Raw genomic sequence first — 25,992 nt, 5'->3', positions numbered from 1 at the left:
TTGATCAAGCTTGTTATTCAAACTGGGCTCAAAGGATGATAACTGACCCACTTGAGCAAGATAAGTTCTTTTGTCCTACTTTCGTAACTAAAAATCAATCAGCTACTGCATTTATATTTTAAATGTTTCAATTGGTTTAAATGATTTATAAAATGGCGTCTAGCGACTCTGGCAGAATTTGTCCTCCATCAACCACAAGGGATTGACCAGTAATAAAACGTGCCTCTGGACTGACTAAAAAGGCAACAGCAGCACCAATATCAATAGGCTCTCCCAAACTATGAGTCGGTATAGTTGCCTTCATTTGATTAAGATAGTCTTCGCCTTGCTCTAGCAAGCCTTCCGTCAAAATATTGCCAGGTTGAACAGCATTAACTGTAATGCCAAACTTAGCATATTCTAAGGCAATGCTCCGCATAAAACCTAACTGACCTGCCTTAGTAGCACAGTAGTGCGACCAGCCCGGAAAGCCTGTAATAGGTCCTGTAATTGACGAGGTCAATACAACGCGTCCATAGCCTTGATTTTTCATATATTTTAAAGCTTCTTTGACAATTAGAAAAGTTCCTTTGAGATTGACTGATTGGATAAAATCCCAGTCCTCTTCTGTCATCTCTTCTAATGATTTTTGAGGAAAGATTCCAACATTTGACGCCAAAATATCAATGCGTCCAAACTTGTCTATTATCTCAGAGAAAACGCAGGATATTTGCTTAGCCTGAGTAACATCAAGCTCTAAAAAAGTAATTGGTAGCTGCTCAGCCAAAGCTTGGCCTGCCACCACATCTTTATCTAGTACAATCACCTGAGCCTCTTGCTTAAGTAAGGCTGAGACAATCCCTTTCCCGATACCTTTTGCACCACCAGTCACCACTGCAACTTGACCATTTAACCGAAACATAAAAACCTCCTCATCACAAAGTAAAAGTAAGCGTTGTCATCTTTATTATACAATTAAGAAAGAAAAAAGTAAATTCTACTTTTCCTCAATTTTAAAATGCTCTTGAATACCTTGAACCACATCTTTCGTCCTAATGGCTTCCACCTCACAAACAGTCTCCAGCATGTCTCGGAAGGCCTTGCCATAGTTTTTAGTCAGGATGCGGTTATCCAAAAGGACAATAGCAGAGCTTTGAAGCGGTTTTCGACTAGTACGACCGATAGCCTGTTTGAGCTTGAGGATAGTCAAGGGTAGATGGTAATCCTCAAAAGGTCTACGACCAGACTCTCTTAAATAACGATTAATCTTCTGGACAAATTTATCCTGAGGATTATCAAAAGGCAAGCGGGTCACAAGGACAAGCATCTGGTCCTGATTGGCAAAGTCAACACCTTCCCAAAACGCTCCAGAACCTAGCAGAATCTTGGATTCACCCCGCTCAAACCGCTTCCGAATATTAGCAGCTGTTCCGTGACCATGCTGGGCTAGGTGATTGATCCCATTTTCATTCAAAAGCGTCGAAACAGCCTGCAAATTCTGGTTGGCATTAAATAAAACCAAGGTCGGTCTTCCAAGACGACTGAGTCGAACAATCTCCTGAGTGATGAGATTAGCATAACGCTGAGGCGTCAATTCCTGAAGTTCAGGTATATCTGACAAGATCCAGACTTTCTGATGCTCTTGCTTGGACTGAGGCATCTGATCAAAGGTGACATCCTCCTCAGTGTAACCAAGCAACTGAGCTAGATTGACCCGTCGGCTGATGGTTAAAGTTGCACTGATACAAAACACCTTCGTTGAAGTTGGTATCAAGTCCTTAAAAAAGAGAAAATCAAGGCTAGCAGCGTTAAGAAAACGAATCCGCTTCTCCTCTGTAGACTCCTGAGTCAGCCAGAAATCGTCAAACTGTGGCGCCAAAACTTCTGCCAGACGAGGCAGATGATGCGAACCAATTTCCTGTAAATCCTGCCGCAGTTGCAAAATGCTGCGGTCAATCTGAGCCTGTCGTCCAGACTTACCGACAAGATCTGCCAACTGCTCCAGATGAAAAGAAGTATTCTCTAAAATGCGTCTAGTCAAAAGATCAGGACTCTGACGATAGAGAACTTCCACATCACTGACTAAACTAGTCAAACGCGCTCGCCTACGTGAGAAATTCTCCAGCTGTGATGGCATTTTCTGCGCCTCATCAACAATCAGAATGGCATCCTCTAAAAAGCTCTTATCATCGACTATTCTTGTCAAAAGGTAGGCCTGATTGGTAATAATGACTTGACTGACTTGCGCTAGGTCATAGCTACGCTGCCAAAAATCCACATCCCGAAACAGACTTGTTTTCAAATTTTGACCATCATGACGAAGCTCATCAAAATAAGAAGCGTAGCCATTTTTCTGCTTGATCTCATCTAAATCCCCCGTCTCTGTTTCTGTCAGCCAGACGAGGACAAGCATTTTGTAACGATTGACCAGACGATTGTCGTCCTCACGCTCCAAAGTCGCCCAAAAGCGATCCAGCTTGATGTAGTTCTCATAACCTTTAAGGCTATGGCAATTAATGTGGAATACTTTTCCTAATTGACGCACCTCGGTTTGCAACATTTGATCTTGAAGAATCTTGGTCGGTGTGGCAATAACGACCTTTTTCTGAGGATCTTGCGCCAAAATAGGCAGAAGATAACCGTAGGTCTTACCGATACCTGCTTGGCCTTGGATAAAATTGACCTGAGTATCGGTCAAATGTTCGCTCACCAAATTAGCAAACTCAGCTTGCTGAGGACGATTCTCTAAATCTAATAGGGCCAAATTATGCTCAAATTCTTTGGCTAAGTGACGGGCCTTGGCATAATAAGTTGGTTTACGCAGGACAAGATCCATGATTCGCTCCAGATTTTCATCCAGCTTCACTGGCGCATAAGGCAGTAGCTCGGTAATGACTTGGGAGGACTCATAGACGAGATGGTCTGCGTATTGGTTAATCTTTGCCAGAGTCACTTGAGGAAGACTGAGGATCTTTTCCTGAATTTTTAGAAAAAGCTGCGCAGTCGCCATCGCATCTGCAATCGCAGTATGAGCCGCTGTCAAGTTCAGTTCCAACTCCTCTGCCAGATAGCCTAAGTTGTAGCGATCTAAGGTCGGAAAGAAAACTTGGCTGAGTTCGACCGTGTCCACGCGCGGCGTTCGCAACTCAAATCCTTCAAGAAAGAGGCTTTCAGCTAATAAATTAGCGTCAAACTTGACATTGTGCGCAACAAAAACAGCATCTTTGAGCAATTCATAAATCTCACGCGCCACCTGCGAAAAGTCAGGCGCCTTTGCCAATTGAGAATCGGTAATTCCTGTTAGTTGTTTGATGTGCGGCGTCAACTTTTCATGCGGATTGACATCCGTTTCATAGGTTTGAAGAATACGGCCATCTTGAACTAGGACAATCCCTACTTGAATAATCTGCGCATCAACACCAGCAGATGTCGCCTCCAAATCCACGATGGCATACTTCTTCGTTCTTATTTCTTGTACCATAGTGTTCCCATTATATCATAAGCGCGGAACTAAGTTTAAAAAATCCATCACGCTTCAAGATAAAGTTATGACAAAAACCTTCACTTACTTATTCTGAAATAGCAAAAATTAGTCGTAACAAGCAAAGGAAACGATGCTTTCGTCAACTTGATATTTTTAAGACTTGAAGCCATAAGAAAAACGCTGATAAATCAACGTTAAATGAAACTAACCGAAACTATCGGAAGTCAATATGGAGCCGGTGGGAGTCGAACCCACGTCCAAACACCTGCCAACATATTCGTCTACAACCATAGACCTTGTATTCGTTTAACCAAGGCTCGACACAAGGTTCAAGCCTAGCATTGGCGAGTCTCAAGATCTCGTGACCTGAGGTGAGACACCCTCCAGACACCAGCTTACTATTTTTAAGACCTTAGGCTGCCGTAAGCAAACAGCCCTTGGTCACGCCCGCAGGTTATTAAGCTGCTAAAGCGTAAGAGTTTGTATTTTTTGCAGTTATATTTAACTGAGCGTTTACGTCGCCACACGAGTTGCAGAACATGCCTCATAATGCCTGTCGAATCCGTAACGACCCCAAAATGAGATGTTCTCATTATATCAAATAACAGTTCAAAATACAAAATTTTACTATGTCATGGTATAATGAAAACATGTATAAGTTCTGGCAAAAAACCTTTAAGATCCTTGGCATTGTAGCTCTGATTGCCTCTGGTCTAGCAGTCATATGGCTCTACAAACAAGGTATTCTTAACGATCAAAACGCGATGAAAGATTGGGCTTTGCGCTACCCTGTCATAGCACCTTTTGCTTTTTTCTTAGTCCAAGTGGTACAAGTTGTCTTCCCTATCATTCCAGGCGGTGTCACAACAGTTGTCGGCTTTCTTATTTTTCAGCCACTTCTGGCTTTCTTTATCAATTCTTCAGGGATAATCATAGGCTCACTCATTCTCTTTCACCTTGCGCGTATCTACGGTAAAAAATTCTGTCTTCTCTTTATGTCTGAGGAAACATTTTACAAATACGAGCGTAAGATTGACAATAAACGTGGCTTTGAGATTTTCTTTATTTTCTGCATGATTTCTCCCATGGCACCCGCAGACATCGTGGTGATGATTACTGGTTTGACCAGCATGTCCTACCGCAAATTTTTCCTGATTGCTCTGCTGTGCCGCCCAATTTCCATTGTCGTTTACAGTTACCTTTTGATTAATGGTGGCGAATTTATCAAAAATTTACTTCTTTAGTGCTAAAACTTTTATAGACACAAAGGGAGATTGGGATAAAAAGCATCTCAATCTCCTTTTTGTCATCATTAAACAATTAAACCCTAATCAGTCTTGCGGGAGGGGGAGACTAAAATGGATTTGATAATCTAAAAGTTCTAATTCTTCTCCTCATCGGCATTTAGCTTGTCCTTGACTCGCTCAGCTACCTTGTAAGGTACACCAGCTTCTGCGATTTCCTGAACATTAGCTTCCTTAATCTTGATAAGGGATTTGAAATGTTTGAGAAGTTTTTGCCTTCGCTTGGGACCCAAGCCCTCAATATCATCAAGCTTTGAGGAGAAGGTATTCTTGCTACGTAGTTGCCTGTGGAAAGTGATAGCAAACCGATGAACCTCATCCTGAATGCGCTGAAGCAGGAAAAATTCCTGAGAATTTCGCTTAAGCTCAATAACCTCAAGCGGATTGCCATAGAGCAACTCGTGAGTCTGGTGACGATCATTCTTTTGTAGACCAGCGACAGGGATATGAGCCATGCCGATAGCACGCAAACTTTCTTTGGCAGCATTCACCTGCCCCTGGCCACCATCAATGATAATCAAATCTGGCTCAGCAAGTCCATCCCGTTGGACACGGCTATAACGTCTGCTGATGACTTCTCGCATACTAGCATAGTCGTCTGGCCCAGACACCGTCTTGATTTTGTATTTGCGGTAGTCATTCTTGCTGGGCTTGCCATCAATAAAAACTACCATAGCTGAAACTGGACTGGTTCCCATAATGTTGGAGTTATCAAAGGCTTCAATCCTGCGAAGCTTATCTAATCCAAGAGCTTGTCCAAGTTGCTCAATAGCACCTTGATTTTTAGCCACATCTTTTTCTAGTAAATCGAATTTCTGTTGAAGACTGACAGTGGCATTCTTGATAGCTAATTGAACCAATTGCTTTTTTTCCCCTTTTTGGGGCTGGACAATTTTGGCAGAAACGAGAGCTTCTGCTGACTCTACATCAATGTTCCGAGGGAGTAAAATTTCCTTTGGCATGAGGTGCTGACTATCCCTGTAGAATTGACCGAGATAGGTCAAAAAGTCATCTTCTGCATCACCATAATAAGGAAAGAGCTGGCTATTGCGCTCAATCAATTTGCCTTGACGAACAAAAAAAACTTGGACAGACATCCAGCCCTTATCCACAGCATAACCAAAGACATCACGATCCTGCATATCCTGAGCAATGACCCGTTGCTTGGTTCTCAGAGTTGAAATTCCCTCAAGAATGTCGCGATATTCTGCTGCTCGCTCAAATTCCCAATTTTCCGATGCCTTGTCCATCTTGTCTCTGATGTCATGGATAATCTTGTCATCTTGTCCATTTAAAAACTGGCCAACTTCACGAGTCATCTGAGCGTAGTCTTCTTGAGATGGCATGTGATCGCCATGAGCCAGACACTGCCCTAAGTGATAATAAAGGCAGTATTTATTTTCAGGCAGTTTGCACTTCCGAAACGGATAAAGGCGGTTGAGAAGCTTCTGAATTTGGTTTGCGACATGCGCATCAGGATAAGGACCAAAATAAGTCCCCGTGCCTTTTTTGACCTGACGACTAATGATAATCCTTGGGTGACGCTCGTTAGTAATCTTGATAAAAGGATAGGACTTGTCGTCCTTGAGCAAGATATTATACTTAGGCTTATTCTCCTGAATCAAATTAATTTCTAACAAGAGCGCTTCAATATTTGAAGTAGTGACAATAAACTCAAAATCCTCAATCTCAGATACCAAAAGCTCCGTCTTGGTGTCATGACTTCCTCGAAAGTAGGAACGCACCCGATTACGTAGATTTTTGGCCTTGCCGACATAGATAATCTGCCCGTGCTTATCCTTATGCAAGTAGCAGCCTGGACTGGTCGGTAGCAGCTCCAGTTTGGCTTGAATCGTTTTGTTCATAGATTTCATTATACCACAGAGATCGCGCTTTTTAAAAAACGTTAAGCTACTCCAACGTAGACCATATGAGAATGGCGAGCCACTTTTGGTTTAATCAAGTTTACTCGTTTTGATGTCATCCCCTTGCTGTCCAAGTTAGTAAGCTTTATAGCGCACAACTCCTTCTTCTGCTAGTTGACTCAATAACTTGGCAATGCTTTGTCCTTCCACAGGGTGGATAACTGCGCTAGCAATTTCAGCCAAAGGTCTGAGAACAAAGGCACGCTCTGTCATATAGGGATGGGGAACTATGAGATTAGGCTCATCAATGACCAAATTATCAATTAACAGCGTGTCAATATCCAATGTCCGCGGCCCCCAATGCTCGTGGCGGACGCGGCCCAAATTTTTTTCAATAGTCTGGGTATGCGCCAAAAACTCTTGAGGTGACAAGTCAGATACCGCATGAACGCAGAGATTGAGAAAGTCCTCTTGGTCAGTCTTGCCCCAAGCGGCTGTCTGATAAAAGGATGAGACGGCCTTGATCGCTGTCGCAGGCATTTGCGAAATCGCCTCCACTGCTGAGCGTAAGTAGGTTTCTCGATCACCTATATTGCTTCCCAGACTGAGGTAAAATTGACTCATCTTTGTCTCTCCAAGGTCACACCGACATGAGCATAGTGTCCTGCAATCGGCGGATTCTCTTTCTTGATGGTGATTTTAATCGCCTGAACAGTAGGGTATTGTGCTAAAAGATCCTCAATGATGGCTCCTGCTAAGCGTTCAATCAGCTGATATTTATTGTTCTCCACTTGAGCTTTAATCGTATCAAACACATGCCCATAGTGAACCGTATCTGCCAAAGCATCAGACTGACTCACTCTAGTCAAGTCAAGTGACAGTTCACAATCCACTACAAAGATTTGCCCTAAGGTTTGCTCTTCTGCAAAGGCTCCGTGATAGCCGTAAAACCGGCAATCGGTTAAAAAAATCTTATCCATCATGTCTCACTTTCTGAGCTGCGCCACGGTTTTAACCACATCATTATTAGCTGCAACATTATGCACTCTGACCATCTGACACCCTTTTTCAATGGCATAACCAGAAAGAGCTGCTGTCGCTTGATCGCGCTCCAAGGGCTTCGTTCCTCCGCCCAGCAGATAGTCCACCACTCGTTTACGAGAAATACCAAAGAGGACAGGATAGCCTAGCTGACAAACGCGATCCAGACCTTTGAGTAAGTCAATGTTATGTTGAGGATTTTTGGCAAAGCCAAAGCCAGGATCCAGCCAAATGTTATCAGCTGAAACACCCGCGTCGCGCGCTGCCTGTGCTCGCTCAGAAAGAAAACTGCAGACTTCCTCAACAACGTTGCCATAAGCTTCCTCGGCTTGATTGTGCATGAGAATGATTGGCACGTTCCGCTCAGCTGCTAGCTGCAACATTTGACCATCATAAAGACCTGCCCAGACATCGTTGATGATATCTGCTCCAGCATCCAAAGCCGCAGCTACAGTTTCTGTCTTGTAGCTATCGATGGAGACGAGACAGTCAAACTTTGCTTTGATTGCTTTGATAATAGGCACAACACGGGCAATCTCATCTTCAACCGTGACAAAGTCTGCACCTGGTCGTGTTGATTCACCGCCAACGTCAATGACCGTTGCACCATCGGTCAACATCTTTTCCACCTGCGCTAAGGCACTTTCGATAGTCACATAATTCCCACCATCTGAAAAGGAATCTGGTGTGACATTCAAAATTCCCATGATTGTGGCATTATCAGTTAAATAGTTCGTCGTTATCATCTTTTCACCCGTTCTGTATCATGGCAAGAATCTCCTTGCGCTGGTCGATATTATCCTTAAAGACACCCTTAGCAACCGTTGTGACAGTCTTAGCTCCTGGCTTTTTTATCCCTCGCATGGTCATACACAGATGTTCGGCCTCAACCATGACAAAGACACCTTCTGGAGACAGCGCTTCATCTAAGGCTGTTGCCACCTGAGCGGTTAAACGTTCCTGCAACTGTGGGCGCTTGCTAGCGACTTCTACCGCACGCGCGAGCTTGCTAAGTCCTGTCACATGCCCCCTACTCGGAATATAGGCCACATGAGCAAGGCCGTAAAAAGGCACTAAGTGGTGCTCGCACATGGAATAAAAAGGAATATCTCGGACTAAAATCACTTCTTCGTGACCTTCTGAAAAGACCGCAGTGAATTCATCTTTCGGATCTTTACCTAAACCAGACCACATCTCTTGGTACATTTTAGCCACGCGCTTTGGCGTGTCCAAAAGCCCTTCGCGGTCAGGATTTTCCCCCATAGCCACTAAAAGCTGGCGCACAGCATCTTCTACTTGTGTTTGATTTATCGTCATAAATTCCTCTTTTTCTGCTCCCTTTCTGACTCTTCAAAAGGGATTAGGTGATTTCGCACTTGGGAAATAAAATACAGAGATCCTGTAACAACATAAAAATCGTGCGAAGCTGTGAAGTTTGTGTTGGCCAGCCACTGTCTAAAATCGGTAATCTCTGCAAAATTTGCTGGGTATTGCTCTAATGATAAGGCTGTAGGGTAATCAAAACTGGTCACCGTAACCTGACCGACTTCTGCCAATTGCGCCAACATGGTCTCTACTGGCTTGCCAGCAATCGCTGCAAACAAGATATGAATAGTCTTATCGGCGTAATCTGACTTAAGCAGGTCGCAGAGGGCTTTGACAGACTCGTCGTTATGGGCACCGTCAATCATGAGATTAGAAGCCAGTAATTCTGTCCGACCAACCCAGCTGGTCTGCGCTAAACCTTGTCGAATGGTCTCTTTCGTCACTCGAGGAAACTGCTCCTGCAAAAGCAAGCTGGCTTTAATCGCTAGACCAGCGTTGCTAATCTGGTGTTGGCCAGGCAGACCTGGAACGATAGTTTCAAGCACATGACCAGCCCTGTCACTATAAAGTCCATTCTTCAGGCTAAAATCAGCTCCTAAACGGTAAATTGGGGCACGCTTGTCAAGGCAGACATCTTCAAAAACTTGAGCGACATCCTCACGCTCCGTCGCATAGACAAAAGGCACGCCTGACTTGATCGCGCCAGCCTTTTCCCTTGCAATCTCAACATGGGCATTTCCCAGAATGGCTTGATGATCTAGCCCAATAGACGGGCAGACCACCATGAGTGGCGTGAAGACATTCGTCGAGTCCAGACGCCCACCAAGCCCCGCCTCAACAAGAACGAGATCAACGGGATGTATTTCCGCAAAGTAAAGAAACATCATAACCGTGATAATCTCAAACTCCGTCGCAGGTTCAAGTCCCGTTTCCTCAGGCAAGGCTTCAACGATTGCATAGACACGATCTACCAGATTGATCAGATCTGCCTGACTAATCATACGACCATTGACCGAAATCCGTTCTCGAAAATCCAGAATAAAGGGCGACGTAAAAGAACCCACTTGATAATCAGAGGTGGTAAAAATCTGCTGGAGATTAGCCACTGTTGAGCCCTTACCATTGGTACCAACGATGTGAATCCCTTGAATCTTATCCTGAGGATTTCCTAATTGGCCCAACATCCATTCCATTCGTTGAAGGCCTGGCTTAATGCCAAATTTCAACTTACTGTGTATCCAGTCAAGGCATTCCTCATAGCTAATTGGTTTTGTCATCTTCTTTCCTCAAACTTCCCGTTTGATCTTAGCCATAGCTTTGCCCTTGGCTAACTCGTCAATAATCTTGTCCAGATAGCGAATCTTTTGCATAAGAGGGTCTTCAATCTCTTCAACACGGTAACCACAGATAACGCCTTTGATAAGTTTTGCCTTAGGATTTAAGGCTGGTGCCTGATCAAAAAACGTCTGGAAATCTAGGCCTTGGTCAAGTACGTCTTGCAAGCTCTCGTCATCATAGCCAGTCAACCAAAAAATCAACTCCTCGACTTCTTCCTTGCTTCGTCCCTTTCGCTCCGCTTTTTGAACATACAAAGGATAGACACTAGCAAATGACATCGTAAAAATTTTCATGAATTTATTATACCACACCTCCCTCAGCAGTCCAAACAACCAACCGCCTCTCATAACCTTGTAAAAAGGCTCAATTTGTGTTGCTTGTTTAGCCTCGCCTTATTCAATTATTCTGATAGCTAAGCACGATTCGTTTTCAGGATAAATTTTCTCCGACATTTTAAGCTCTGGAGTCTAGAATAAAAAATCAAGCCAGCTCCCAAAAACGAAGCTGACTTAATTGTGTCGCTAAGAAGCTAACGAAAAGATATAAAAATACGCAGTAAGTTGCCTGACGGTTTGCTTGAAAAATGGCAAATTGTCAGGGACTATCGCCATTTCTTAAACTACCCGAAGCGGACAGCGATGCGATTGGGAGTCGCCGATAAAAAACTTAATCTCTGTTTTCTTGGTTCTTACTTTCTTCATATTTTTCGAGACTTCTGGTAAATGCACCTCCAATGAGACCACCAAAAAATCTTAAAATTCCAGCTATTACCGTTTCAAGAAGCTCCCACATCTTAACGATCACAAAACAAGCAATAACGAAAATAATAATCCCTAAAACCTTATCCACCTATATCTCTCCATTCTTTATTTTCAAAATGATATCTTTAATATCATCTTCTTTCCACAGAGAATAGACTAAGACACCCTCTGCTAAAATACAGAAGATAAACCCAGCCAGACTGCCATTACGTTTTTGAGAGGCTAATTGATTTATTTCACTCTCAGCAGTTTTAAAGAAACCATAGCTGGTATATGACGCAGGATCAAAAACAGAGCCAACCTCGTAAGAGAAACCACCATAATTTATTGATCCATTATCTTTTAATAAAAATATAAATCCAAGAAAAGCCACTATTAACACAGCTGTTATTCGCCAACGAATACTTGCTTTTAGCTTTTTAAATTCATCTACAATCATTCTTCGTACCTCAACGGATTAGTTGTAATTTCAACGACTTGGTCATCTACCAGAATCGCTACCATAGCAGTGTTACCATCAGACAATTTATAGAGATAATACTCTGTTGGTGTATTTTCAGGGTTCCACTTAGGGTCAACTTCTTTGGACGCATCAAATATTTGTAACATCATCTTAGCAACATCCAGAGGACTTTTAGAGGATTCATGTGGTTTACCGACAGCTTGCTCTAAGGAACTTTTAGTCAAACCAGAACCAATTGATGGAAAATCATCCGTAGTTAGGTTATTTCTTTGCCCACAGGCAACTAAAAGAATCGTCAGACCTAAGGCTAAAATAGATAATAATTTCTTCTTCATTACTTACTCCACTCGTTTAAATTCGAACTCTAAATAGTTTTGACCGATTGTCATACCGTTTGATGAAGGCTCATCACTAAGGTTATTTTTGAAGTACAGGGTATTGTTGTCATCAGAAAGAGTCGCCGTTCCTTCAATATTATCTCCTTCGATAACGATATGTCCGCCTTCTTCACGCCAAGTCGCACTAAACTTCATACCATTATCCATAACCGCAGTGCCATCTTCGTTTAAGGTTAACGTCGCATTCCAATGGAGCTGATTAGCAATAGCAGAAGAGATACTATTCCATACACCACCTCCAAATGCACTACCAGCAAATCCAGCACCAGCTTTACGACTATTACCTTGGTCGAAAATATCAGTTTGCCATTGACCAACATAGTTGGCGCGACTTTGACAACCGAAAAGACAAATTCCAATCAATCCCGCAAAAACAATATTCAATAATCTTTTCACGCTATTTCTACCTCCTCGTTAATGAGAATCATTAATGATTAGCGATTGCATTCTTCACAGCTTCTGTGTTTAATGTCATTTCTTCCCATTCTATAATATCGGCATTTTCATTAAGATCCCCTTTATATACCTTATTTCCATCATATCCATAACAGTCAGCATAAGAATTTCCTGGACAGAAAAGATATTTCATTTGTATTTTTTCACCTGATGCCGTATATCCTTTTTTAGAAAGAAATTCATCATCTAATGCTTTATCACCCTTAGTTTGAATTCCTTCAGTTCTTAACGCTTGGAGAAATTCATTCTTATTCTTGAATTTTGTATCATAATTTTCCAGCCAGTCATAATACTGCTGAAAGACACTTCGTTTAACGTATTCAGGAATATCGTCTGTCTTTTTGAATCTACGTGTCGCATGTTGACTATTATCCTCAAAAACAATTTCGCCATTATCCACTGCGGTGACGGTTCCACTAAAATCGCTGTATGGACCTATATAGATCGTATAAGACATTTCGCCTAAAAGAGGTACATTTGAAACTGTGAGATTGCCATCGTCGTCCTTTTTTACCTCACCAGCCGTAAAGGCTAATGTTTCTCGTTTGCCTTCCATATCGTAAACCCATTCTAAATTAAAATCGTAAGTATAGTTGCTAAATATTGAGATAGGCCGTAGTTTAAGTGTAGTAAACTCCGATGTGAGAACGCCTGATTCTATCCTTAAGTGTTTTGTGAGTTCATCAGATCTAACATAAGAATCATCGGATTGGATATACTTAACATTTTCTTGGTGAATAATACCTGTGAAAATATCTTCCTTATATAATGTATAGTAACCATTTTCTTTGATTTCAAGATATCTTTTTTCTGTTTCGGTATCTTTATCTACAGAGTCATGTGGGATTATTTCATAATAACCGACATAATTATCTACATTGGCAGGCGCCACATAAGGCTGAGTATCTGTGATGTTAATACTATCTTTACGCGTATAAACTTGATATGGAGAATACTGGTTTTTAAAATCAACCTCGTCTTCCGTAGCATCATTTGAAGATTCTTCAATAATTTCGTCGATAGATTCTACCGTTTCGATGGTGGTTGTTTGTTTATGGCATCCCATAAAGCATAGAGATAAGGCAGTAACAACAGAAATGGATAATAGATACTTTGCTATTTTTCTGAATTTTGTCATAATATTATCTTTCTTTTTTGGTATTTTAACTTTAAGAGCTTACTTCAAAAAAGGCTCAGAAGATCCCTTGTAATCAGGATCAAGCTGCTCAAATGCTTTTTCTACGGAGGTTAAGAAAACGTTAATATATCGTTCTATTGGGTAACCTTCGACGTCCTCAACATAGAACTCAAATTCAACATCATAATTTTTGCCACCTTTAGAAGTAAAGACAACGGTTGTTTCATTGTCTACAGATTTTCCCCACATAACAATACTGGATTGGCTCTCCTTTAATTGGCATACAATGCCTTCGGAATCCATATAAGACTTATCAATTGCATCGTATATTGATTTTAAATCCAATAACTTTGACTTAAAAATATACTTGCGTTTAAAGAAATATAAGGCACGCTTACGCATAATGCCAGCTTCAATAAGTTTCTTGTTTTGATAATTGATAATAATAGCGGCAGCACCGAAAACAACAACCGCAAAAACAATAATAAATGGTATATATCTAATAGGAATCCGCATAAAAATCTCCTTTTTATTTTTCACCCCAAAATCCCTGCTACAATAGGGTTTTGGCGTGTTTTAGTTAACGGTCGTCAACTAAAACACTGAAAAATCAAAAAATGCCAACCTGACAAAATCCTAAAAACCTTGTCAAATCAGCATTTCATTTATTTCTTATGGATGACTTTGATTGTTTTAATAAACGACCGTCTACTAAAACAGTTTACATGTTTACTTTACCATTTTTTTGAGGTTTCGTCAACACATTATGTGCTTTTTGACGATTTATTGGGATACTATTGCGCCGCAAAACGCTGTAAATGGTCGCAGTGGATATTTTGAGCTTTTGAGACAGTTTGCGAACCGACATGTTTGCCGAGAGGTATTCGGAAATGATTAGCCGTTCAAGATTCTTAGAAATGCCTTTATTACCAAGCTTTACACCGCGCTCGCGGGCTTTTCGCAGTCCGTCTTTGGTGCGATTTCGAATCGCTTCTAGTTCCCATTCCGCCACATAGCCGAGAATCAGGCAGAAAAACTTACCCGTTAGCGAATCTGTTTCGATATTTTCCTGAATGCTTTTGAGCTTAATGTTGTGGCTGGTGAGGTCTTGAATGATGTCCGACAGCTGAAACATTTTCCGAGTGAGGCGGTCTAATTTGTAAACGACAAGCGTTGTGTCTATGCCATTGTTCGAACACTGCCTTGCGAGTTCGAAGGCTTTTTTGAGTTTCGGGCGGTCTTGCTTGCCACCAGAATCTTTCTCAATAAAGACAATATCGCAGTTTTTAAGAGCTTCCTTTTGGACTTCCAAGCCCAATTCTTGGCGGTTGTCCGTTGAGCTGACGCGGGCGTAGCCGATTTTGATATGAGTTCGATTTTTGAATTTCTTAGCATAATATGTTGCCACTGATTTCTCCTTTTACTTAACTTTGGTATTGTAGCAGAGGATTGGAGATAAGTTAAGTTTAGAGGAAAATTATTTCGGGACAGTGATAGCTATAGTCAAACCTGATAAGTATTAGCAAATCAAAGCTTGGATTACTATAATTTATATATAACCAAGTAACTGATACTTTCTTCATAAATCATATGATTAATGAGTTGATTTCCAAATAGTGCATAACTCCTCACAACTCAACCTCGAACCTTGCAACTGCCCTGATTTTGCGCTACAATAGGGCTATGATTACCAAAGAATTTGATACGATTACTGCTATTTCTACACCTCTTGGCGAAGGGGCGATCGGGATTGTCCGTTTGTCTGGTACAGATGCGCTCACTATTGCTAACCGCGTCTTTCGTGGAAAGGACTTAACAACTGTTACCAGCCACACCATTAACTATGGTCACATCGTTGACCCACTGGTAGATAAGGTGCTTGATGAGGTCATGGTCACAGTCATGCTGGCTCCCCGTACCTTCACTCGGGAAAATGTGGTCGAAATCAACACCCACGGCGGAATTGCAGTAACCAACGAAATCCTTCAACTCCTCATTCGAGAAGGCGCACGCATGGCTGAGCCGGGCGAATTTACCAAGCGCGCTTTTCTAAATGGCCGTGTCGATCTGACCCAGGCTGAGGCTGTTATGGACATTATTCGTGCTAAAACGGACAAAGCTATGAATATTGCGGTCAAACAGCTGGATGGTTCTCTGAAAAATCTCATTGATACCACACGGCAGGAAATCCTGAACACCTTGGCTCAGGTTGAGGTCAACATTGACTACCCAGAATACGACGACGTTGAAGAGATGACCACTCAATTACTCCGTGAGAAAACCGAAGAGTTTGCCAAGCTCTTATCAGATCTCCTCCGCACAGCCAAGCGTGGAAAAATCCTCCGCGAGGGACTGTCTACTGCTATCATCGGGCGCCCCAATGTTGGCAAATCAAGCCTGCTCAATAATCTGCTTCGTGAGGACAAGGCCATTGTCACCGACATTGCAGGAACAACTCGCGATGTCATTGAGGAATACGTCAATATCAAGGGCGTTCCGCTAAAATTAATTGACACAGCTGGTATTCGAGAGACCGATGATGTTGTCGAAAAAATCGGTGTTGAACGCTCTAAAAAAGCACTTGAAGAAGCTGATCTTGTCCTTCTCGTCCTCAACAGTGCAGAACCTCTGACACCTCAAGACAAGGTTCTTCTTGATATCAGCCAGTTTAGCAACCGCATTATCTTACTGAATAAAACTGACCTTCATCAGGCTATTGAGCGCGAATTTTTGCCTGACGATGTTATCCCTATCTCCGTCCTGCAAAATCAAAACATTGACCAGATTGAAGACCGTATTAACCAGATTTTCTTTGACAATGCTGGCCTTGTTGAGCAAGACGCGACCTATCTGTCTAACGCCCGCCATATTTCCCTCATTGAAAAAGCACTCGAAGCCCTCAACAGTGTCAACGAAGGTCTTGAACTCGGTATGCCTGTGGATCTTCTTCAGGTGGACATGACCCGCTGCTGGGAAATCTTGGGTGAAGTCACAGGCGATGCTGCTCCAGATGAACTCATCACACAGCTCTTTAGCCAATTCTGTCTTGGGAAATAGTCTCTAGGTCTGCAACTCACTGGGTCATTTCACCCTGCTAAAATACGAAAACTGCACGAAATCAACGTTTACCTAACGATGGCTTCATGCAGTTTTATTGTTTTTAGAAACTTTGTTCAGCTCTTTAACTATTTTTCCACATAGTTTTCAAGCGGTTTGTTTATTGTCTGAAAACCATTGAATGGATTTCTTTGAAATCACAGCTTTTTACACGATGGCTTCAAAGGACTCCTTTTTTATTTACGTTTAGTGACAAATTCATAGATGGCATCGGCTTCTGCTCGATCATCAAAGACAAAGAAATAGTTTACATTGCCTAATAGCTCAGCGAAAGCACCCGACAAAGCTTTGCGGTCAATCAGTTTATCGCCATAAACTGCCTTGATCTCATCATCAGTGTGTCTATAGTCATACCCATCACGCCTAGAGCATACTAAAGAATACTGAGCAAAATCGTGTTCTGGCAGCTCCTCGCCAGCAATCATAGCTGCATAATCACGGAAGAGATTAATGCGTTGGCTGTGATTATAGGCATCAACCGTGTAGCCACCAGCTGCACGATTATTGTATTCAAGCGCCACATAAGAACCATCTTCATAGCGGAAAAACTCAATATGAAAGAACCGTTCACGCATTTGAAACGATTTGACGATGGCCTGACCATAGTCACGAAGAACGGGATCGATCGTTTTCTCCACAAAATAACCCATATCCAGCTGATTTTCGACCATTTCAAAAGGGGTCTTGTTATAAGTCAAACTTGTTTCGTAGATGATATTGCCCTCAATATCAACCAGACCATCGTACGTACAAACAACAGCCTTATCAACAAACGCTTCCAAGAAATAAGGCGTCTTCCCATCCCAAGTTTCTTTAAAGTTCTGGATAGAGGCTTCATCTGTCAACTTAAAAACACCTGAAGCACCAACACCATTGTCTGGTTTAGCAATCAAAGGAAGCCCTAAGTCGCTGACTACCTGATCAACATCTTTAATCGCATCAACAACCTTACCTGGAACCACTGGCACGCCTGCTTTTTTGAAATAGTCCTTCATCTTTGACTTAAACTTGGTCTTTTCCAAGTGTTTGTAGCGCATGCCAAAGACATTGAACTGCTCACGCAAAGCCGCATCGTGCTCTAGCCAGTACTCATTTTGAGACTCAATCCGATCAAATGGCCCGTGTTTGTAAAAAAGAAAAGCCGCCGCACGCTTGACTTCATCCAAGTCCTCCAGATCATTCACTCGGAAATATTCTGTGATGGCAGCCTGCAAGCCTTGCCCCAGCTGCTCGTAGGGCTCTTGACCAATGGCCAGTACGCTAATCCCTTTCTTAGCTAATTCAATATAAAATTGCTGAAAATTCTCTGGATAAAAAGGCGATAAAACCAAATAATTCATAGAAACCTCCTAGAATCCAAGTGCTGTCAAAAAGTAAGGCATCTGCACGCGCCACCATTCCCAGTCATGGGCAACATCACCACCCCACTGATCAAACCAAGCAGGGATATTTTTCTCTGCAAAGGCTTGTCTGAGTTGGTGATAAGATGGTAGACCGTCCTGCTCCCAAGCTCCTAGACCTGTGCAAACGATGATGTCTGCTTGACGATAACGGTCGATAAACCAGCCGTCATTCTGCTGCCAAATATAATCCGATGGAGAATTGTAATAAACAGCTAAATCATCTCCAAAATCTCCACCAAAATACCGAGCATCATAAACGCCAGACAGAGCAATCACTTTATTAAAGACATCTGGGTGCTGAAGGAAAAAATTGACTGCATGGTAAGCTCCCATAGAGCAGCCTGTCGTCATCATGGGGTCAAACCACCCCGTCTTATGCTTAATAAATGGAATAGCTTCAGAAATAAGGTATCGATCATAAGCCTGATGGGCAAGTGCCTTATCATGCATTGATTTCTCCTCCGCCAGCCAACTCTCACTATCAAACGAACTTAACGTGAAAAATTGAATGTTCCCAGCTTCAATAAAAGTCTGACAGGCCTCAATCATGCCAAAATCTGCATATTCATTATGCGTCCCACCCGAAGAGGGAAAAACCACAACAGGAAGGCCTGCATGGCCATAACGGTTTAAAAACATTTCTCGCCCCAATTGGCCAGACCAGTGACTCAACGCTTCAAAATGCATCACAATACCTCTAACTCTTACTTATTTATCCTATTTTACCACAAAAAGATTGATTTGCAACAAATATATTCAGAAAATTCACACGTATTACTCTAACCCCCAATCATAAGCGGAAAAGCTTTAGAATAAAGGATTTAGCCTGAGCCAAAGCTGATTTATCGTCAGATTCCTATATTATTAGATCTTTACATATTTTTGAAAAACAGGTCTGCTTGTCTAAACTGACTACAGCCCGTTGGAAACTCCTTCTGCTTTCTTACCTGCTTAGCCTTACTTTTGCAACAGAAAACAGCTCAGTTCATAGCGTCTGAGCTGTTTTATAGTAGATTGGCACGAGATTAGAACACAGTTGTCTCAAAATCAGAATGTCATCTTGCATGCCTTTCTAAAGCAAAGTTATATCATTTTCGATTCAATCGATTTTATGTTCCTGACCATAGGTCTCTTGGTCGGTCGCTGTTTGAAATTCTGTATTGTAAATTACTTCGATTGCCATAAGGATACCTCGTTTCTTCTTGATGATTCAAGTATATCTCCAATAGCTTAAAGAAATCTCAGAAAAAACTTAAGCAAACCTAAAATCAATCCCAACCTTCACTGAGAAATCTTAGGCACTCTGGCAAATAGGTTCCCCAGACACGCTCGTGATGGATAGCACCGACCACTACATTGAGCTTAATATGATCTAGCGGCAAACCACCTTCCAGCAATTGTCGATAATACAGCAAGGACTCATCAATGTACAACTGTTTAATATTGGACTTGGTTAGGGTCGAATCCGTATCATCACCTTCATCTGTTCCAACTTGGATGTAAACTCGCTGTTCCTTATCCAAGGGTTGACGCTTCACAAAGCGATCAAACTCCGAGCGATTGAGCCAATTCGCTGAGGAGAAGACTCCCAGGCCACCGATTTGATCCTGATAAAGCACCCCCATAAACTGAGTAATATTGCCACCGAGAGACGAGCCAACCATAGCAGTATGCTTTTTATCAGCCTTAGTGCGGTAGGTCTTGTCAATAAAAGGCTTGACGATATCCATGACAAACTCGGAGTACTCCTGACCCTTGCCTCCCATGTTCTGATCAGCTTCATGATGGATATTGGAAAACCGCCACGGTGCATACTCATTCATCCGAGAAATGTGATTATCAATCCCTACCACAATCATGCGGGGAATATCTGGATTATGCTTGATGGTTGGAATCACCTTCCACGAGTAACCCGTAAAGGCCTCTTTGCTGTAAAAAATATTTTGCCCATCGTGCATGTAGACCACAGGATAACGACGATTCGTATCTTTCCTGTAATTTTTAGGCAAAAGCACACGCACACGCCTCTTTTCACCTAAATAAGGCACTTCTAAGTAGTGTTCTTCCATCTCCAAATAAAAATAATGTTTGTTCATAGGTCAATCCCTCTGCAAGGTTCTTTTCTAGATTATACACTAAAAACGCTCTCATGCAAACTAAGAGATAGAGGTTAAAGCATATTCGAAAAACAAAAAAATCACCTTCCCCCATAACTCTGAGGAAAGTGACTATCTTCTGGAAATTCTACAAAATCATACCATTGCTGGTTGTGACTTGCTTGTACCAGTCGTAAGAATCTTTTTTAGAACGCTCAAGACTACCGTTGCCTTCATTATCACGGTCCACATAGATAAAACCGTAACGCTTTTTCATCTCACCTGTGGTAAATGACACGCAGTCGATACAGCCCCAAGGTGTGTAGCCCCATAGCTCTACGCCGTCTTCATTGATGGCTTTTTCCATTTCTTGAATATGGCTGCGCAGGTAATCAATACGGTAGGGGTCATGAACTGAGCCGTCTTCTTCTTTGACGTCAATAGCTCCAAAGCCATTTTCAACGATGAAAAGCGGTTTTTCGTAACGCTCATAAAATTGGCTGAGGGCGTAGCGAAGACCAACTGGATCAATCGCCCATTCCCATGCGGACTCTTCAATATAAGGATTCTTAACGGTAAACGGTGATGAATCCGCAACATTTTCACTGACATCTTTAGGAACAGCTTGTGAGTCAACTACCTTAGTCATGTAATAGCTAAAACCAATGTAGTCAACTGTTCCTGCTGCCAAGATTTCCTTGTCCTTTTCAGTGATTGGAATATTAAATCCTTTGCGTTCAAACATTTTGAGAGCATAGGCTGGGTAGTGACCGCGAACTTGCACATCACAGAAAAACCAACGATCATGCATTTCCTTAGTAGCAAGCATCATATCCTCTGGACGACAAGAATAAGGGTAGACAGGTGTCATGGCAATCATGTTCCCGATTTGGAAATCAGGATTGATGTCCTTACCAATTTTGACAGCCAAAGCTGATGCTACAAGCGTGTGATGTCCACAAATATACATAGCCTCTTCAGGATTATCGTAGTCTCCAAAGTGCGCACCAGAATTGGTCCAACCAAAAATATCGTTGCTGTAATTCATTTGGTTGTTAATTTCGTTAAAGGTCATCCAATATTTGACCTTGTCCTTGTAACGCTTGAAAACCACTTCTGCAAACGTCACAAAACGATCAATCGTATCACGGCTCATGAAGCCGCCATTTTTCTTAGCTAATTCATAAGGCATTTCAAAGTGAGACAGGGTGATGACTGGATCGATGCCGTATTTCAAGAGCTCATCAAAAACGTCATCATAGAATTGAAGCCCTTCTTCATCTGGCTGCTCTTCAAAGCCTGTCGGGAAAATCCGTGTCCAAGCAATTGACGTGCGAAAGGCCTTGAAACCAAGATCTGCAAACATGGCGATGTCTTCCTTATAGCGATGGTAAAAATCAATCCCAACATGATTAGGGTAGTAATTTCCCTTGACCACACCATCCGTAATAACACGTGGCACACCATGCGCCCCTGCGGTCATGACATCAGCCACACTAAGGCCTTTGGAAGTTTCTAAAACGCCACCCTCAAATTGGTGGGCTGCAAGGGCTCCGCCCCAGAGGAAATTTTTTGGAAATGACATATTTAATGCTCCTTTTTTATAAGATATGACAGAGTTAGATTAGAAATGGGTTATCTTTTGACACCGTTCGTCAATCGAGTTTAATGGCTAATTTTCAATATTATTGTCGAGAGGACGAATAACCTTGGCTGGCACACCTGCTACTAGGCTATTGTCTGGAACATCTTTGGAAACAACAGCACCAGCTGCAATAACGACGTTATTCCCAATCGTGACACCAGGTAGTATAGTAACATTGCCACCCATCCAAACATCATTTCCGATATGAATTGGCTTTGCCTGAGCAAGCTTATCTCGTCTTCCTTTTGGATTTAAAGGATGTCCCACTGTTGAGATTAGTGTATTAGGGCCAATCATGCAATAATCCCCAATATGAACTGGTGCAATATCTAAAATAGTCACATTGTAATTCGTCAGAAAGTCTTTTCCGATATGAATATTTTGACCATTATCGCATCTGAATCCTTGCTGGACAGAAACTGCCCCAGCACAAGAACCAAATAATTCACGAATCTTAGCATCAAGTGCAACTTCATCATCAAAGGCAATAGCATCGTATTCCTGACACAGTCTTACAGCATTTGCCTTTACAGCAGCGACCTCAGCATCGTAAAAATTATACGGTAAGCCAGCTTTTAATTTTTCAAGTTCCGTCATCATTTCTACCTCCGATTTATTTACCTCTAGTTTATCATTTGTTGTCATATGATGTAAGCCCATATAGGAGTTTTGGAACAAGGTTTCAAAAGCAGACAGATTTAAGCCGAGAAAGTTAGAACGGTGTTCAGGACTTGCTAAAGAGATTTTGGTTCCGCCCGTCTGGTAAGGAGATCTTATGAAGTAAGCCGTAAACGATTAGGGCAACCATAGCTAAAAACCAGCACATGGCACTGTATGACCAACGATCAATAATCTGGCCAACAACGCTTTGCGTTAAAATAGAGCCTAGACTGCGAAAGACCTGAACCAAAGACAGTGCTGTAATCAAGTAACGTTTATCAACCAAGGAGCTCACAATCTTCATGTTCAGCATGATAAAAAGCATGCCAGTCGTATGTTTTCCTAACAGAGTGACTATTACTTTAGACATGGGACCAAGCTCCAAAGCATAGATCATGAATTGTAGCATCACAAACAAAGTGGTTAGTTTAAAGAGACGACTGGAAGACAGCTGGTCCATGAATTTATAGGAAAACAGGGTCAAAGGTGTTTCAAACAGGACTGCAAGCGCTACAATCGAACTGACCCTTTGAACAGTAAAACCACTAGCTTCTAGCATCGCTGGAATGTAGGTATGCCCTGCATTGGTTACTCCTGAAAAGAGCATGGCTATAAAAAGGTAAAAGAGATAAGTTTGATTATGAAACAAAGCCTTTCTGGTAGAATCAGGTGCAGACAACTGAGGCGTTTTAGCTAGATGAACATCCTCGTCTACCTCTGTTCCCCAAATACCTAGAAGTGTGAGGAGCATGCTTATGATAAAGGCAAGAAATACAGCATAAGGAGCAATACGCTCATATATCAGCCCTGCAAACTGACTTCCCAGTGCAAAACCTATCGTTCCCCAAATCCTAATTTTTCCGTAGGTAAAGGGGCTGCTGGTCGCTATTTTTTCCATGACAGGAATAGACCCATTCACCAAAAGCAAAACCCAGCTGTAAGCCAAAGTAATGAGTAACAGATTTTGCGTGGCTATCATCAAAAGAGCACCAGGTATAGTCAGAAACAAGAGAAGCCAAGTCACTTTTTTGATGCCCATGCGATCATTCAGCCAGCCTATCAAGGGTTGGCTGAGCATAGACGCTATAAAGGAAGTCGAAACAACAGCTGAGACCTGACTAGCCTTATAGCCCAAATCCAATAAATAGACTGAAATCAAAGATGAAAACAGCGCCCATGATAGATAATAACACATGTACATCAATAAGTAGGCCAGATAGGAATTTTTAAACACTCGCACCCTTTATTCTCCTTGGTCTTTTTCAATTTTGAGAAATTCTTCTAATTATGATACCATAAAATCAGTTAAAAACGATAACAGGGTTACAAATTGGAACACTGTTCATCAGATTGCTCTATTTCTGTGATTATTTTGAAAAAGTTGTTGCAAGGAGGCTTTATGCTAATTACTGAAAAGTTAGAAACCCAACATTTTTCTGCCAGTGAGGGGATCATTGTTGATTTTTTACTGCAACACCCGCACCGTATCAAAGACTTGACCACTACACAAATCGCTGAAGAAACATTCTCATCAAAGTCAACACTGGTTCGCGTTGCCCAAAAACTTCAATTTTCTGGTTGGAAAGAGTTCAAAGAAGCTTTTCTCTCCGAGATAGACTACTTAGACAAAACTGTCAATTATGTGGATGCCAACTATCCGTTCGGACGCTATGACAGTTTTCAGCGCATCGCCAGCAAAATAGCCAAGCTAAAACAAGAAGTTACCACTGAAACACTTGAACTCTTAGACCCTAATCACTTGGAAAAAATTATCCAAGTCCTTGCTAAATCTCAGACCATTCACATCTTTGCAACCAGTAATAATCTGCTTCTGACAAAAGAATTTGCTCTCCAGATGAATCGTATTGGAAAAGATGTCCGCGTCCACGATCTCAGTGGTGAGACTTATTTTAATGCTTACTTCGCTCAAGAAAACAGTTGTGCACTGATGATTTCCTACTCTGGTGAGAATCTGAGCGTTATCAGATCTGCAAAGATTCTAAAAGACAAGAAAATCCCGATGGTTCTCATCACAAGTCTTGGTGAAAACCAGATGACCCAGTATACTGACCTTATTCTCCGCTTATCAACACGGGAAAAACTCTATTCCAAAATAAGCTCTTTTGCGACAGATGAGTCTATCCTTTACCTTCTAGACACGCTCTACGCCTGTGTTTTTTCACTTGATTATGACCATAACACCAGACTTCGCATTGAGGCATCACGTATTCTGGAGGTAGATCGCAGTGCGTCTTCGTCTATTTTGAAAGAATGAGAAGACTTAGTTCCTTTTTTTAGGATTCTAGGTTATACTATTATTAGTTAATGAAAAGGAAATAGGATAGCTTTATGAAAATAGATGATCTCAAAAAGAGCAACCGAGTGGAAGACCGCCGTGGGCAAGGTTCGACCGGTGGTGGATTTGGTCGGAGCACAGGTGGAGGTGGCCTTGGAACAAATATTCTCCTTCAACTGCTCCTTTCTTCAGGTAGAGGAAAATGGTTGATTTTAGGTCTCTTGCTCCTGACCCTTGTAGGTGGAGGTTCTGGTCTGGGCAATTTGTTTGGTTTTGATTCAGGTGGGTATTCTAATACTTATCAAGAAGCTGCAGAATCAAGCCAGACAGATGTGACCGATGATGAGGCTGTTTTTCTCAGTAAGGTTTTCCAAAGTACAGAAGACTTCTGGACAGAAGAATTTGCTCGCAATAGCAGAACGTATAATCCACCGACGCTTGTCCTATACAGCGGACGCACTAAGACAGCTTGTGGCCTCGGAGATGCTGCTACAGGTCCCTTCTACTGTCCCGGAGATAAAAAAGTCTATATTGATCTCTCCTTCTATCGAGACCTGACGACCAAATACAATGCCTCAGGTGACTTTGCCATGGCCTATGTCATCGCACACGAGGTCGGCCATCATGTGCAGACAGAACTCGGTACTATGACTGAATTTAACCGTACTCGCCAGCAACTTTCTGAAAAAAAGGCGAATGCCCTAACTGTTCGTCTCGAACTTCAAGCAGACTACTATGCAGGCGCTTGGGCCAAGTATGTTGACGGTCAAGGCCTATTAGAAGCTGGCGACATCGATGAAGCGATGGCTGCGGCCCATGCCGTCGGTGATGATACTCTTCAAGAAAAAGCCTACGGCCGAGTTGTGCCAGACAGCTTTACCCACGGCACTTCAGAACAACGCCGTAAATGGTTTGACCGCGGCTACCAGTATGGCGATTTATCCCATGGAGATACTTTCAGCGGAGATATTTAAGGTGTTAAGTTTGATTATTCCTGAATAGTGGAGCAATGAACGGTAGCTATTTCAGTTGCAGACAGAAAAAATGACTTGGAAATCCAGGTCATTTTCGTATTTAGAGAAACATTACAGTGTTTCAATTTATAAACCGTACCTTCATTTGTCTAATATCAAAAAACAAACTAGGAAGCTGCATTGACGTACGGCGAGGCGACGCTGACGACGTTTGAATTTGATTTTTATTGAGTATTAAACTGAATTGC

26 protein-coding genes and 1 other RNA gene are annotated in these 25,992 nt (G+C 42.1%); 4 read left to right on the top strand and 23 right to left on the bottom strand.

Translation table 11 applies throughout. The features are described from left to right. Positions 1-145 precede the first annotated feature (145 nt). The 3 genes from A3I5_RS0110705 to ssrA all read right to left on the bottom strand — a co-directional run bounded on the left by A3I5_RS0110705 (position 146) and on the right by ssrA (position 4,038). Complete coding sequence (locus A3I5_RS0110705) at positions 146-901, bottom strand: SDR family oxidoreductase (RefSeq protein ID WP_018374606.1); 756 nt, start codon at positions 899-901, stop codon at positions 146-148. A gap of 75 nt (positions 902-976) precedes the next feature. Next, positions 977-3,460: a bifunctional DnaQ family exonuclease/ATP-dependent helicase gene (locus A3I5_RS11975; protein ID WP_040834872.1), complete on the bottom strand. Its 2,484-nt coding sequence runs from the start codon at positions 3,458-3,460 to the stop codon at positions 977-979. 230 nt (positions 3,461-3,690) lie between these two features. Continuing rightward, positions 3,691-4,038, bottom strand: a transfer-messenger RNA (tmRNA) gene (gene ssrA, locus A3I5_RS12470). Positions 4,039-4,113: 75 nt separating this feature from the next. Here ssrA and A3I5_RS0110695 point away from each other — a divergent pair. Then, positions 4,114-4,707 carry a TVP38/TMEM64 family protein gene (locus tag A3I5_RS0110695; RefSeq protein WP_018374604.1) on the top strand — a complete coding sequence of 198 codons (594 nt, stop codon included), beginning with the start codon at positions 4,114-4,116 and terminating at the stop codon, positions 4,705-4,707. A gap of 137 nt (positions 4,708-4,844) precedes the next feature. Here the strand turns inward: A3I5_RS0110695 and uvrC are convergent, their stop codons facing one another. From uvrC to A3I5_RS11970, 14 genes are all read right to left on the bottom strand, one after another. After that, complete coding sequence (gene uvrC / locus A3I5_RS0110690; protein ID WP_018374603.1) at positions 4,845-6,632, bottom strand: excinuclease ABC subunit UvrC; 1,788 nt, start codon at positions 6,630-6,632, stop codon at positions 4,845-4,847. A gap of 135 nt (positions 6,633-6,767) precedes the next feature. Continuing rightward, a complete protein-coding gene (gene folK / locus A3I5_RS0110685) occupies positions 6,768-7,256 on the bottom strand; it encodes a 2-amino-4-hydroxy-6-hydroxymethyldihydropteridine diphosphokinase (RefSeq protein ID WP_018374602.1) in 489 nt (162 codons plus the stop codon). Then, positions 7,253-7,612 (bottom strand): dihydroneopterin aldolase, encoded by a 360-nt coding sequence (gene folB, locus A3I5_RS0110680; RefSeq protein WP_018374601.1) that lies wholly within the window; start codon positions 7,610-7,612, stop codon positions 7,253-7,255. The genes folK and folB overlap by 4 nt, the downstream gene beginning before the upstream one ends. 6 nt (positions 7,613-7,618) lie before the next feature. Continuing rightward, on the bottom strand, positions 7,619-8,419 hold the full coding sequence (gene folP, locus A3I5_RS0110675) for a dihydropteroate synthase (RefSeq protein ID WP_018374600.1): 801 nt from the start codon (positions 8,417-8,419) through the stop codon (positions 7,619-7,621). A gap of 4 nt (positions 8,420-8,423) precedes the next feature. Then, complete coding sequence (gene folE, locus A3I5_RS0110670) at positions 8,424-8,990, bottom strand: GTP cyclohydrolase I FolE (protein ID WP_018374599.1); 567 nt, start codon at positions 8,988-8,990, stop codon at positions 8,424-8,426. Continuing rightward, on the bottom strand, positions 8,987-10,264 hold the full coding sequence (locus tag A3I5_RS0110665; protein WP_026217041.1) for a bifunctional folylpolyglutamate synthase/dihydrofolate synthase: 1,278 nt from the start codon (positions 10,262-10,264) through the stop codon (positions 8,987-8,989). The genes folE and A3I5_RS0110665 overlap by 4 nt, the downstream gene beginning before the upstream one ends. 21 nt (positions 10,265-10,285) lie before the next feature. Then, positions 10,286-10,630: a DUF2200 domain-containing protein gene (locus tag A3I5_RS0110660; RefSeq protein ID WP_018374597.1), complete on the bottom strand. Its 345-nt coding sequence runs from the start codon at positions 10,628-10,630 to the stop codon at positions 10,286-10,288. Between the two features lie 373 nt (positions 10,631-11,003). Further along, positions 11,004-11,186, bottom strand: a complete 183-nt coding sequence (locus tag A3I5_RS0110655) for a hypothetical protein (protein WP_018374596.1) — start codon at positions 11,184-11,186, stop codon at positions 11,004-11,006. Beyond that, a complete protein-coding gene (locus tag A3I5_RS0110650) occupies positions 11,187-11,537 on the bottom strand; it encodes a hypothetical protein (protein ID WP_018374595.1) in 351 nt (116 codons plus the stop codon). After that, the gene (locus A3I5_RS0110645) at positions 11,534-11,896 is read right to left on the bottom strand and encodes a hypothetical protein (RefSeq protein WP_018374594.1); all 363 of its coding nucleotides are present in this window, start codon (positions 11,894-11,896) and stop codon (positions 11,534-11,536) included. Before A3I5_RS0110645 ends, A3I5_RS0110650 begins: the two co-directional genes overlap by 4 nt. 3 nt (positions 11,897-11,899) lie before the next feature. Next, positions 11,900-12,355: a hypothetical protein gene (locus A3I5_RS0110640; RefSeq protein WP_018374593.1), complete on the bottom strand. Its 456-nt coding sequence runs from the start codon at positions 12,353-12,355 to the stop codon at positions 11,900-11,902. 31 nt (positions 12,356-12,386) lie between these two features. Further along, on the bottom strand, positions 12,387-13,553 hold the full coding sequence (locus A3I5_RS0110635) for a hypothetical protein (protein WP_018374592.1): 1,167 nt from the start codon (positions 13,551-13,553) through the stop codon (positions 12,387-12,389). Between the two features lie 39 nt (positions 13,554-13,592). Continuing rightward, positions 13,593-14,069: a hypothetical protein gene (locus tag A3I5_RS0110630; protein WP_018374591.1), complete on the bottom strand. Its 477-nt coding sequence runs from the start codon at positions 14,067-14,069 to the stop codon at positions 13,593-13,595. Positions 14,070-14,274: 205 nt separating this feature from the next. Further along, a complete protein-coding gene (locus A3I5_RS11970) occupies positions 14,275-14,961 on the bottom strand; it encodes a recombinase family protein (protein ID WP_018374590.1) in 687 nt (228 codons plus the stop codon). A 275-nt stretch (positions 14,962-15,236) separates the two neighbouring features. Between A3I5_RS11970 and mnmE the strand changes: the two genes are divergently transcribed. Continuing rightward, the gene (gene mnmE / locus A3I5_RS0110620) at positions 15,237-16,610 is read left to right on the top strand and encodes a tRNA uridine-5-carboxymethylaminomethyl(34) synthesis GTPase MnmE (protein WP_018374589.1); all 1,374 of its coding nucleotides are present in this window, start codon (positions 15,237-15,239) and stop codon (positions 16,608-16,610) included. A 236-nt stretch (positions 16,611-16,846) separates the two neighbouring features. On the opposite strand, the gene A3I5_RS0110615 is transcribed toward mnmE, so the two are convergent. The 6 genes from A3I5_RS0110615 to A3I5_RS0110585 form a co-directional block, all read right to left on the bottom strand. After that, the gene (locus tag A3I5_RS0110615; protein WP_018374588.1) at positions 16,847-18,010 is read right to left on the bottom strand and encodes an ATP-grasp domain-containing protein; all 1,164 of its coding nucleotides are present in this window, start codon (positions 18,008-18,010) and stop codon (positions 16,847-16,849) included. Positions 18,011-18,019: 9 nt separating this feature from the next. Then, positions 18,020-18,760, bottom strand: a complete 741-nt coding sequence (locus A3I5_RS0110610; RefSeq protein ID WP_018374587.1) for an esterase family protein — start codon at positions 18,758-18,760, stop codon at positions 18,020-18,022. A gap of 581 nt (positions 18,761-19,341) precedes the next feature. Further along, positions 19,342-20,169, bottom strand: coding sequence for an alpha/beta hydrolase (locus A3I5_RS0110600; protein ID WP_018374586.1), 828 nt, complete (start codon positions 20,167-20,169; stop codon positions 19,342-19,344). Positions 20,170-20,317: 148 nt separating this feature from the next. Then, positions 20,318-21,754: a 6-phospho-beta-glucosidase gene (locus A3I5_RS0110595; protein ID WP_018374585.1), complete on the bottom strand. Its 1,437-nt coding sequence runs from the start codon at positions 21,752-21,754 to the stop codon at positions 20,318-20,320. An 87-nt stretch (positions 21,755-21,841) separates the two neighbouring features. Continuing rightward, on the bottom strand, positions 21,842-22,411 hold the full coding sequence (locus A3I5_RS0110590; RefSeq protein WP_026217040.1) for a sugar O-acetyltransferase: 570 nt from the start codon (positions 22,409-22,411) through the stop codon (positions 21,842-21,844). A 127-nt stretch (positions 22,412-22,538) separates the two neighbouring features. Next, positions 22,539-23,714, bottom strand: a complete 1,176-nt coding sequence (locus tag A3I5_RS0110585) for an MFS transporter (protein WP_018374583.1) — start codon at positions 23,712-23,714, stop codon at positions 22,539-22,541. 159 nt (positions 23,715-23,873) lie between these two features. Here A3I5_RS0110585 and A3I5_RS0110580 point away from each other — a divergent pair, with 159 nt between their 5' ends. Both A3I5_RS0110580 and ypfJ read left to right on the top strand, forming a co-directional pair. Then, positions 23,874-24,749 (top strand): MurR/RpiR family transcriptional regulator, encoded by an 876-nt coding sequence (locus A3I5_RS0110580; protein WP_018374582.1) that lies wholly within the window; start codon positions 23,874-23,876, stop codon positions 24,747-24,749. Positions 24,750-24,823: 74 nt separating this feature from the next. Beyond that, positions 24,824-25,744, top strand: coding sequence for a KPN_02809 family neutral zinc metallopeptidase (ypfJ, locus tag A3I5_RS0110575; protein ID WP_018374581.1), 921 nt, complete (start codon positions 24,824-24,826; stop codon positions 25,742-25,744). The last annotated feature ends 248 nt before the right edge of the window (positions 25,745-25,992 follow it).

The sequence above is a fragment of the Streptococcus merionis DSM 19192 genome, assembly GCF_000380085.1.
GTDB classification, from domain to species: domain Bacteria; phylum Bacillota; class Bacilli; order Lactobacillales; family Streptococcaceae; genus Streptococcus; species Streptococcus merionis.
Note: the sequence above shows the minus strand (reverse complement) of the source record. Positions and strands in the feature narration are given on the sequence as shown.

What these genes read in the sequence shown, in the direction of transcription:
- A3I5_RS0110705 (WP_018374606.1), bottom strand. Translation starts at nt 901, where the DNA reads ATGTTTCGGTTAAATGGTCAAGTTGCAGTGGTGACTGGTGGTGCAAAA.
- A3I5_RS11975 (WP_040834872.1), bottom strand. Translation starts at nt 3,460, where the DNA reads ATGGTACAAGAAATAAGAACGAAGAAGTATGCCATCGTGGATTTGGAG.
- A3I5_RS0110695 (WP_018374604.1), top strand. Translation starts at nt 4,114, where the DNA reads ATGTATAAGTTCTGGCAAAAAACCTTTAAGATCCTTGGCATTGTAGCT.
- uvrC (WP_018374603.1), bottom strand. Translation starts at nt 6,632, where the DNA reads ATGAACAAAACGATTCAAGCCAAACTGGAGCTGCTACCGACCAGTCCA.
- folK (WP_018374602.1), bottom strand. Translation starts at nt 7,256, where the DNA reads ATGAGTCAATTTTACCTCAGTCTGGGAAGCAATATAGGTGATCGAGAA.
- folB (WP_018374601.1), bottom strand. Translation starts at nt 7,612, where the DNA reads ATGGATAAGATTTTTTTAACCGATTGCCGGTTTTACGGCTATCACGGA.
- folP (WP_018374600.1), bottom strand. Translation starts at nt 8,419, where the DNA reads ATGATAACGACGAACTATTTAACTGATAATGCCACAATCATGGGAATT.
- folE (WP_018374599.1), bottom strand. Translation starts at nt 8,990, where the DNA reads ATGACGATAAATCAAACACAAGTAGAAGATGCTGTGCGCCAGCTTTTA.
- A3I5_RS0110660 (WP_018374597.1), bottom strand. Translation starts at nt 10,630, where the DNA reads ATGAAAATTTTTACGATGTCATTTGCTAGTGTCTATCCTTTGTATGTT.
- A3I5_RS0110650 (WP_018374595.1), bottom strand. Translation starts at nt 11,537, where the DNA reads ATGATTGTAGATGAATTTAAAAAGCTAAAAGCAAGTATTCGTTGGCGA.
- A3I5_RS0110645 (WP_018374594.1), bottom strand. Translation starts at nt 11,896, where the DNA reads ATGAAGAAGAAATTATTATCTATTTTAGCCTTAGGTCTGACGATTCTT.
- A3I5_RS0110635 (WP_018374592.1), bottom strand. Translation starts at nt 13,553, where the DNA reads ATGACAAAATTCAGAAAAATAGCAAAGTATCTATTATCCATTTCTGTT.
- A3I5_RS0110630 (WP_018374591.1), bottom strand. Translation starts at nt 14,069, where the DNA reads ATGCGGATTCCTATTAGATATATACCATTTATTATTGTTTTTGCGGTT.
- mnmE (WP_018374589.1), top strand. Translation starts at nt 15,237, where the DNA reads ATGATTACCAAAGAATTTGATACGATTACTGCTATTTCTACACCTCTT.
- A3I5_RS0110615 (WP_018374588.1), bottom strand. Translation starts at nt 18,010, where the DNA reads ATGAATTATTTGGTTTTATCGCCTTTTTATCCAGAGAATTTTCAGCAA.
- A3I5_RS0110610 (WP_018374587.1), bottom strand. Translation starts at nt 18,760, where the DNA reads ATGCATTTTGAAGCGTTGAGTCACTGGTCTGGCCAATTGGGGCGAGAA.
- A3I5_RS0110600 (WP_018374586.1), bottom strand. Translation starts at nt 20,169, where the DNA reads ATGAACAAACATTATTTTTATTTGGAGATGGAAGAACACTACTTAGAA.
- A3I5_RS0110595 (WP_018374585.1), bottom strand. Translation starts at nt 21,754, where the DNA reads ATGTCATTTCCAAAAAATTTCCTCTGGGGCGGAGCCCTTGCAGCCCAC.
- A3I5_RS0110590 (WP_026217040.1), bottom strand. Translation starts at nt 22,411, where the DNA reads ATGACGGAACTTGAAAAATTAAAAGCTGGCTTACCGTATAATTTTTAC.
- A3I5_RS0110580 (WP_018374582.1), top strand. Translation starts at nt 23,874, where the DNA reads ATGCTAATTACTGAAAAGTTAGAAACCCAACATTTTTCTGCCAGTGAG.
- ypfJ (WP_018374581.1), top strand. Translation starts at nt 24,824, where the DNA reads ATGAAAATAGATGATCTCAAAAAGAGCAACCGAGTGGAAGACCGCCGT.